Consider the following 10,087-nt stretch of genomic DNA (forward strand, 5'->3'; position numbering starts at 1 on the left):
GAGAAAGGATCTTCGGTTTCCAGCCCAAAAGCCCGACTCCGTGACCTCTGTGCCCTCTGTGGTTCGAATATCAAGCGACCGCGGCGGGTTGCTTCCCTTCTTTTTGAGCCTGCAGGGCCTTCTTGTAATCCACCGGCATGACCTTCACGAACTGCTTGGCCATCTTGTCCCAATCCTTGAGGACCGAGGCGGCCACGGTGCTTCCGGTGAAATCCTGGTGTTTGCGGAGCATGCCCTGGACGATCTTCACGTCGTCCCCGTCCAGTTCCTCCAGCTCCACCATCTCCTTGTTGCAGCGCACGGCGAAATCCCCGGTGCGGTTCCAGACATAAGCCACGCCGCCTGACATCCCGGCGGCGAAATTCCGGCCCGTCTCGCCCAGGACCAACACCCGGCCCCCGGTCATGTATTCGCAACCATGGTCGCCCACGCCCTCGACCACCGCTTCCACACCCGAGTTACGGACGGCGAAACGCTCGCCCGCCTTGCCCCGGATGAAGACCTCCCCGCTGGTGGCCCCGTACAAAAGCACGTTGCCCACGATGATGTTGTCCTCGGGCACGAAGGTGGATTCCTTGGAGGGATAGATCATCACCTTGCCTCCGCAAAGCCCCTTGCCCACATAGTCGTTGGCGTCCCCTTCGAGGCGCATCGTCATGCCCTTGGGCACGAAGGCGGCGAAGCTGTTCCCCGCCGAGCCCTTGAAGGTGATCTGGATGGTGTCGTCCGGCAGGCCCTTGGCTCCGTAACGCCTGGAGATCTCGGCCCCCACGATGGTGCCGACGGTGCGGTTGATGTTGCGGATGGGCACCTCGAAGCGCACCGGTTTCTTGTCGTCCAAAGCCGGTTTGCAGCGTTCGAGCAACACCTCGTTGTCCAAGGCCTTGTCCAGGCCGTGGTCCTGTTTCTGGGTGCAATAGACCGCGCCTTGGTTCGATTCCTCGGGCCGGTGGAAGATGGCGGAGAAATCCAGCCCCTTGGATTTCCAATGGGCGATGGCCCCGTTCATCTCCAGCAGTTCGGAGTGACCCACCATGTCGGTGAGCTTCTTGAACCCGAGCTCGGCCATGAATTCCCGCAGTTCCTCGGCGATGAACATCATGAAGTTGACGACGTACTCGGGTTTGCCCGTGAACTTCTTGCGGAGCTCCGGGTTCTGGGTGGCGATGCCCACCGGACAGGTGTCCAGGTGGCAGACGCGCATCATGATGCAGCCCTCGGCCACCAGGGCCGCGGTGGCGAAACCGAATTCCTCGGCGCCCAGCAGGGCGGCGATAGCCACGTCCCGGCCGGTCTTGAGCTGCCCGTCGGTCTGGACCACGATCCGGTCCCGGAGGCCGTTCTTCACCAGGATCTGGTGGGTCTCGGCCAGCCCCAGTTCCCAGGGTGCCCCGGCGTACTTGATGGAGGTCAGGGGAGAAGCCCCGGTCCCGCCGTCATGGCCTGAAATGAGCACATGGTCGGCATGGGCCTTGGCGACCCCGGCGGCCACCGTCCCCACACCCATCTCGGCGACCAACTTGACCGAGATGCGCGCGTGGTGGTTGGCGTTCTTGAGGTCGTGGATGAGCTGGGCCAGGTCCTCGATGGAATAGATGTCGTGGTGCGGCGGGGGCGAGATGAGCCCCACGAAGGGCGTGGCGTGGCGGGTCTTGGCGATCCAGGGATAGACCTTCTTGCCCGGCAACTGGCCGCCCTCGCCCGGCTTGGCCCCCTGGGCCATCTTGATCTGCAGTTCCTTGGCATTGACCAGGTAGTGGCTGGTCACGCCGAAGCGGCCCGAGGCCACCTGCTTGATGGCCGAGTTGCGGGAATCCCCATTGGGCTCCGGGGTGAAGCGCTCCTCATCCTCGCCGCCCTCGCCGGTGTTCGACTTGCCGCCCAGGCGGTTCATGGCGATGGCGAGCGTCTGGTGGGCCTCCATGCTGATGGAGCCGTAGGACATGGCCCCGGTGGCGAAACGCTTCACGATCTCGGAAGCGGGCTCCACCTGGTCGATGGGGATGGGGTTCCCCTTCTTGAACTGGAACAAACCCCGCAGGGTCGCCAGGGCGCGGGACTGGTCGTTGACGTCCTTGGAGTAATCCTTGAAGAGCTTGTAGTTCTTGGTCTTCACCGAGGTCTGGAGCTTGTGGATGGTGTCGGGGTTGAAAAGATGCTTCTCCCCGTCGCGGCGCCATTGGTAGCGGCCGCCCCAATCCAGGTCCATCTCGCGGCTCGGGCGTTCGGGGAAAGCCCCCCGGTGGCGGCGTTCGGATTCCTTGGCCACTTCCTCGATCCCGATGCCCTGCACCCGGGTGGCGGTCCAGGTGAAATACTCCTGGATGAAATCGGCGTTCAGGCCCACCGCCTCGAAGATCTGGGCGCCCCGGTAGCTCTGGATGGTGGAGATGCCCATCTTGGACATGACCTTCACGATCCCCTTGTTGGCGGCCTTGATGTACTTCTTCACGGCGGTCTTGTGGTCCACGTCGGAGGGCAGGATCCGGCGGCGGATCATGTCATCCAGCGTCTCGAAGGCCAGGTAAGGGTTGATGGCGTTGGCGCCGTAGCCCAACAGCATGGCGAAATGATGGACCTCGCGGGGCTCGCCCGACTCGACGATGAGACCCACCTTGGTGCGCTCGCCGTTCTTGATGAGGTGATGGTGCACGCCGGCGGTGGCCAGGAGGCTGGGGATGGGGGCGTTGTCGTGGTCCAAGCCCCGGTCCGAGAGGATCAGGATCTGGTTGCCGTCCTTGACGGCCTGGCTGGCCTTTTCGCGCAGTTCCTGGATGGCCTTGGCCAAACCCTTCCCGCCCTCGGCGACCTTATAGAGCATGGGCAGGGTGATGGCCTTGTAGTTCTTGAACTTCAAGTGGGTGAACTTGGCCAATTCGTCGTTGTCCAGCACCGGGCTCTTGAGCTCGATCTGGCGGCAGGACTCGGGGGTGGGCTTCAAGAGGTTCCCCTCGGGGCCCACGGTGGTGTTGACGGTGGTGACCAGTTCCTCCCGGATGGCGTCCAAGGGCGGGTTGGTGACCTGGGCGAAGAGCTGGCGGAAATAGTTGAACAAAGGCTGGGATTGGTTCGAAAGCACGGCCAAGGGCGTGTCATCGCCCATGGACCCGATGGCTTCCTGTCCATCGGTGGCCATGGGGGCCATGAGGATGCGCACGTCCTCGTGGGTATAGCCGAAGGCCTTCTGGCGCTTCAGGACGGTGTCATGGTCGGGCTCGGGCACGTGCGGGGCCTCGGGTAGCTTGTCGAGCGGGGAGAGGTTCTCCTTGATCCATTCGCCGTAAGGCTGGGCCTTGGCGATGCGCTCCTTCAGCTCCACGTCGTCGATGATGCGGCCCTCCATCAGGTCGATGAGGAACATCTTGCCGGGCTCCAGGCGGGTCTTCCGGAGGACACGAGCGGGCTCGATCTCCAGCACGCCGACCTCGGAAGCCATGACGACCATGTCGTCCTTGGTGACGTAGATGCGGGATGGGCGGAGGCCGTTGCGGTCCAGGACCGCGCCGATGACCCGGCCGTCGGTGAAGGCGATGGAAGCGGGACCATCCCAGGGTTCCATCAGGCAGGAATGGTAGTGGTAGAAGTCCTTCTTGTACTGCGGCATGGTGGCATGGCCGGTCCAGGCCTCGGGGATCATCATCATCATGGCGTGGGGCAGGCTGCGGCCCGCCATGACCAGGATCTCCAGCGCGTTGTCGAAGGTGGCCGAGTCGGACTGGCCCTCGCGCACGATGGGCAGGAGCTTCTTGATCTCCTCCGGGCTGTAGTTGTCGCAGGCGAAGAGGGCTTCCCGGGCGTGCATCCAGTTGATGTTGCCCCGCAGCGTGTTGATCTCGCCGTTGTGGGCGATGTAGCGGAAAGGATGGGCCAGGTCCCAGGAGGGAAAGGTGTTGGTCGAGAACCGGGAATGGACCAGGGCGAGCGCCGATTCCACCGAGGCGTCCCGCAGGTCCCGGAAATAGGGGGCCACTTGGCCCGGGGTCAACATCCCCTTATAGACCAGCGTCCGGCAGGACATGCTGGCGATGTAGAAAAGGGCCTTCTCGGTCAGGGTGGAGGCCGCCACGGCGTTCTCGACGCGCTTGCGGATCAGGTAGAGCTTCCGTTCGAAGGCGTCCTGGTCCTTGAGGTCCTTGGACTTGCCGATGAAGACCTGTTTCATGACCGGTTCGCTGGCACGGGCGGTGGGTCCGATCTCGGCGTTATCGGTCGGCACCAGGCGCCACCCCAGGAGGGTCTGCCCCTCTTCCTTGATGACCCGGGCGAAGAGCTCCTCGCAATACTGGATATGATCGGGCAATTTGGGGAGGAAGACCGCCCCGACGCCGTACTCCCCTTCGGGGGGCAGGGTCAGGTTGAAGGCCGAGGCGTTCTTGCGGAAGAACTTATCGGGGATCTGGATGAGGATCCCCGCGCCGTCGCCGGTATTGGTCTCGCAACCGCAGGCTCCGCGATGGGACAAGTTGATGAGGATCTCGATGCCCTGCTGGACGATCTCATGGGTCTTGCGGTTCTTCATGTTGGCCACGAAGCCGACCCCGCAGGAGTCCTTTCCCGCGTCGAAGGGAGCGACCAGATTCTCGTTGGGGTCGTATTTCAGGGGCTGCTGGGACATCGATGTTCTCCTCATCTTGATCTTGAGGTTTCGGAGGCCGCCTTTACGGATCCGGCCTTGTCAGGAGTTAAAAAAAGCGGCCTCTGGAGGGGGCCGCCGAACAGACTGCCTTTCGTTGGGAGGGCTAAATTACAAGAATGACCCTGTATTTTCAAGCAAAGTCCATGCCCAAGGCCTTGTTGGACCGGTCCAAAGGCCGTCCAAAACCTTGGGAAATGGTAGGGCCGGCGGAAGCGGATTTCGAGAGGCGGCCGCAAGACCAGGAACCGACGAAATGGTGGGACCATTCCGAAGGACAGCGCCAAAAATGACGGGCAGGTCAGCGAGGGATCAGGGCACCGCGAACCAAAGAACCGCCAAGGGCGGGAGCGACAGCACCAGCGAGTAGGGCTGGCCGTGCCAAGGAACGGCCTCGGCCTGGACACCGCCATCATTGCCGAAGTTGGTCCCCCCGAAGAGATTGGAGTCGCTGTTGAAGATCTCCTTGTAGCGCCCGGGCTTGGGAACACCGACCCGGTAACCGGTCCGAATGACCGGCGAGAAATTCCCCACCACCAATATCTGTTCCCCCTGTTGGGGAGCCTTGCGCAGGAAAGCCACCGCATTGTCGTTGGCGTTATTGGCGTCGATCCATTCGAACCCGGCCGGGTCCACGTCCGCCTCCCAAAAGGCCGGGTGCTGTTTGTAAAGCCGGTTCAGGGCCTTCACCATGTCCTGCAGGCGCCAGTGGTCCGCCCATTGGGTCAGGTGCCAATCCAGGCTCTGGTTGTGGTTCCACTCGGCGAATTGGCCGAATTCACATCCCATGAAAAGCAGCTTTTTCCCGGGATGGGACCACATATAGGACAGAAGGGCGCGCAAGTTGGAGAACTTCTGCCAGCGGTCCCCCGGCATCTTGTCGATGAGGGAATATTTCCCATGCACCACTTCGTCATGGGAAATGGGCAGGACGAAATTCTCGCTCCAGGCATAGAGGAACCCGAAGGTCAGGTTGTTGTGGTCGTGTTTGCGGTAGATGGGATCCCGGCTGAAATAAAAGAGGGTGTCGTGCATCCAACCCATGTTCCACTTGAACCCGAAGCCCAATCCTCCCGTATAGGTCGGCCGGCTGACCCCCGGCCAGGCGGTGGATTCCTCGGCGATGACCAGCACCCCGGGAAATCGCGCGTGCACCACCTCATTGAGCCTTTTCAGGAAAGAGATGGCCTCCAGGTTCTCGCGGCCGCCATGGACATTGGGGACCCACTCCCCTTCCTTGCGGGAATAGTCGAGATAGAGCATGGAAGCCACCGCGTCCAGCCTCAGGCCGTCCACATGGTATTCCTCCAGCCAGAAGATGGCGTTGGACATCAGGAAATTGCGGACCTCGTTGCGCCCGAAATTGAAGACGTAGGTGCCCCAATCCGGGTGCTCCCCTTGGCGCGGGTCCAGGTGCTCGTAGAGGGCGGTCCCGTCGAAACGGCCCAGCGCGAACTCATCCTTGGGGAAATGGGCCGGCACCCAATCCAAAAGGACCCCGATGCCCCTTTGGTGGAGCTGGTCCACCAGGTACTTGAAATCGTCGGGCGTGCCGAAGCGGGCCGTGGGGGCGTAATAGGAGGAGACCTGGTAGCCCCAGGAGCCGCCGAAGGGATGCTCCATGACCGGCAGGAACTCCACATGGGTGAACCCAAGCTCCTTCACGTAATCCCCCAGTTCCTCGGCCATTTCCCGGTAGGTCAGGGGGCGGTTCCCCTCCTCGGGCACCTGGCGCCAGGATTCCAAATGGACCTCATAGATGGACATGGGCCTCTTCAGCAGATCGCCCTGGGAGCGGGCCGCCATCCATTCCTGGTCCCGGAAAACATAGCGGGACCGGTTGACCACCGAGGCGGTGAGGGGCGGTTTTTCGGTGGCGAAGGCATAGGGGTCGGCCTTCAGGAGGCGGCGCCCATCGTGCGTGCGGATCTCGAACTTGTAGTTCATTCCCTCATGCAATTCGGGCAGGAAAAGCTCCCAGATGCCGGAGTTCCCCATGCGGCGCATGGGATGCAGGCGGCCGTCCCAACTGTTGAAATCCCCCACCACGCTGACGCTCTTGGCGCCCGGCGCCCAGACCGAGAAAGAGACGCCCTCCACGCCCTGGTGGACCATGAAATGGGCGCCCATCTTCTCGTGCAGGTTCTCATGGTTCCCCTCCCCCAAAAGGTAAAGGTCCATCTCGCCCAGGGTGGGCCAGAAGGAATAGGGGTCCCAATAGGTGAAGCGCCTTCGCCCCGGATATTCCACCTGGACGCGGACCGGCCCTTGCGGGGCATGGGGCAGGAAGGACTCGAAGATGCCGGACGGATGGGTCTTTTCCAGTTCGAAGGGCTGGGCCAGATCCCCGGCCCAAGAGACCAGGACCTTCTCGGCATCGGGACGGTAAATCCTGACCCGACAGCCGTCCTTTTCCGGATGGATGCCCAGGACCCGGTGGGGATCGCCATGGGAAAGGTCAAGGAGGCTGTTCAATTCCCCGGCCGAAAGGGTGGTCGGCGCCGACACGGCTTTTTTCTTGGTGGTGGGCATCCAGGATCCAATTTTGAATTTTGAATCTTTAATTCTTAATGACGGCCATTGAGAATTAAGAACTAAAAATCGAGAATTCGGGCCGCCTTTGTTCCCGGCCCGTCAAGCCACTTCGATATCGTCGGTGTGCAGGGACTTCTTGAACTTATCGTTCACGTCCAGGAGCAGGTCCGTCTTCAGGTCCAGTATCTCAGAAAGTTCGACCATCTTCTCGAAATGAACGGACTTGCCGGCCGCCTCATAGACGGCCTCTTGGGCCAGGTAGAGGTTGTATTCGAGCCCCAGCCGTTTGGTGAGCTGGACCACCGCCATGGCCGCCCGGATGTTCTCGTCCGACGGACGGTCCACGGCCATCTCCACGATCTCGGTGATGAGGTTCCGGAAGGTATGCTCGGCCACGAAACGGTCGATGCGGTAGCCGTGCTTGGTGACCTCGTCGGCCAGGGCGATGAGGTTGCGGTAGGCGTCCGGGTCCTTGAACCACTCCCGCTTCTGGATCTCCTCTTCGAAGAGTTTCCCGAAGGTGAACTCGGCCGCCGCCCGGATCTCCCGGGGCAGTTCGAACCCGACGGACTGGAGCATCTCCAGGTTGCGGCGATTATCCTCGTAAAGGCGCACGTATTGCTCGGAGAAGCGTTCCACCAGCGTCCCGAACACCTCTTTGAAGATCTTCTGGCGGCTCTCGGGCAGGAGTTGTTCGACCCCGAACTCCTCGGGCCCGAACTCCTCCTGCATGACCCGCAGCAGTTTGGGCAGGGACACCAGGTAGAACTGGTCCCAAAGGTGCTTGGAGCAGCGGGCGAAATTCTCCTTGCGGATATAGGGCCGGATGGCCCCGTAGAAATCGATCCCGCCCAGGTGCAGGCCGGCGAAGGCATAACGGAAATGCTGGCGGGTCATGGCCTCCTGGAGGAGCACGTGGCCGGTCATGAGGGTGAAGCGGCCGTGCTCCTCCTTGCGCAGGTCCAGCATTTCGTAAAGGAACCCGCCCGCCTCGTCCTTTTCCGGCGTGTGATTGACCAGGGAGGAAATGGCCAAGTGGGCCACCACGCCCTGGGGCGTGACGCGGGTCGGCTCGGCGAAACGCCGGTAGATGTCGGCGCCGGTCCCGTATTCGGGGATGTTGCTCTTGGCCTCGGCCAGGACGGCGAGGAAGTCGTTCTCGGGGGATTCGAAACCCAGGGTCGCCATCAGGTCGAAAATGCGGGCGGCGTACTTGAGCACCTGCACGGTCTCGATGCCGGAGATCTCGGTGAAGAACCAGCCGCAGCTGGTGTACATGAGCATGGCGTTGCGCTGGATCTCCAGGTGGGTGAGGGCCTTGACCTGCTCGGCCTCCGTGAGGGCCCGGCCGGCATGCTTCTCCAGGAAGGGCTTCCGCGGCGCCTCGGGGTCGAGGACCATGTGGATGTAGTCGTTCCGGGCCGCCCAGGGATCGGTGAAAAGCTTGCCGCGTTCCTGCTCGAAATGATCCTGGACCCGGTCCCTCAGGAGGTCGAAGGCCTTGCGCAAGGGCCCCCGCCAGGCCTGGTTCCAACCTTCCCGCCCTCCGGTCTGACAGCCGCAATCCCGGTACCAACGGCCCACCCCATGGGCGCAGCTCCAGGAAGTGCCGTTCCCCTCGTCCCCCAGCTTGATCTCCGCTTCCCAGGTCGGGGGATATTTCTCGAGGAAGGCCCCGTAGTTGGTCACCCAATAGCCGCCTTGGCTGGCTTCCACCTTCAAGGCATAGGCCAGGCTCCGGTCCCCGAACTTGGTATGGTGGCCATAGGATTCGCCGTCGGTGGCGGTCTGGACGATACGGCCTTCCCCCTGACCCACCCGGCCGATCCGGTCCAGGAAAGCCTGGCTGGAGATGAGGGATCCCTCGAAGGCGATGCCCCGGGCGATCCCCTTGTCATAGAAGAAGATGTCGATGGAACGGCCCGATCCGTCCCGATGGAAGTAACGATAGGGCATGCCCGGATCGATGCGCCCATCCCCCACATCCACCCAATCCCCTCCCGAGAGGGGCCTGACCCGTTGGGCCTGTTCGGGGGAAAGGATCACGTACTTGATCTTCTCGTCGATCAGGGTGCCCAGGGTGGCGTCATTGCAGGCGGTCTCCGGCAACCAGAGGGACTCGGGTTCCCTTTTGAAGCGTTGCTTGAAGTCCTCGACCCCCCACTTGACCTGGGTCACCCGGTCGGCATCGTTGCAAAGGGGCAGGATGGTGTGGTTATAGCCTTGGGCGATGGCATTGCCGTGTCCGCCGTTCCTCTGGACGCTCTTTCGGTCGGCTTCCAGGACCTTCTGGTAGGTGCCCGGGTGGTATTTTTCCATCCAAGACAGGAGGGTGGCCCCGAAATTGAAGCTCATGGACTCGTAATTATTGAGGATGTTTTCGATGCGGCCGCTCTTCAGGTCGAAGACGCGGGCGAAGGCGTTGGGGCGGTAGCATTCGTAATAGACGCGGTCGTTCCAGTTCGGGAAGGGTTGGGCGCTGGGCTGGTCGTCGATGACGCCGGTCCAGGGGTTCTCCCGGGGGGGCTGATAGAAATGGCCGTGAATGACCAGGGCAGTGGACATGGGACCTCAACAGGCTGGGAATATCGTTAAATTCTAATCGGAATATCCGGCCCGGGGAAACTTTGTTTCAAGCCCGATCCAGGGGCCTCCTCAGCAAACAAGCCGACAACAGCGGTTTCACCGGTCCCTGGAACCGATCCCCATGGCCCGTAGAAAAGCATCATCGCGCTCCCATTCTCCGGTATAGGGAAAGAGCACCGCGATCCGCTTCCGGCACTTCCCGACCTCATCTTCATCCCCTTTCTGCGAGGCGGCGACGAGCCCGACCACCGGATCGGCGAACAGGAGCATGGGGTCCACCATGCTGGCGTCGGGGGCCGGACGCAGGTCGTCCCGGACCTTCAGGATGAACCC

The 10,087-nt window shown here is 62.1% G+C and carries 4 protein-coding genes; all 4 read right to left on the reverse strand.

Annotation, left to right across the window (positions count from 1 at the left end):
- Window positions 1-70: 70 nt before the first annotated feature.
- Window positions 71-4,615, reverse strand: a complete 4,545-nt coding sequence (gene gltB / locus VHE12_09490; protein ID HVZ81009.1) for a glutamate synthase large subunit — start codon at window positions 4,613-4,615, stop codon at window positions 71-73.
- Between the two features lie 330 nt (window positions 4,616-4,945).
- Entirely contained in the window at window positions 4,946-7,165 is a 2,220-nt protein-coding gene (gene glgB / locus VHE12_09495; GenBank protein HVZ81010.1) for a 1,4-alpha-glucan branching protein GlgB, read from the reverse strand.
- Between the two features lie 102 nt (window positions 7,166-7,267).
- On the reverse strand, window positions 7,268-9,733 hold the full coding sequence (locus VHE12_09500) for a DUF3536 domain-containing protein (protein HVZ81011.1): 2,466 nt from the start codon (window positions 9,731-9,733) through the stop codon (window positions 7,268-7,270).
- A 117-nt stretch (window positions 9,734-9,850) separates the two neighbouring features.
- Window positions 9,851-10,087: hypothetical protein (locus VHE12_09505; protein ID HVZ81012.1), on the reverse strand; the 237-nt coding region annotated here is incomplete at its 5' end.

The sequence above is a fragment of the bacterium genome, assembly GCA_035549195.1.
Classification (GTDB): Bacteria; Oederibacteriota; Muellerivitia; order Muellerivitales; family Muellerivitaceae; genus DASZRK01.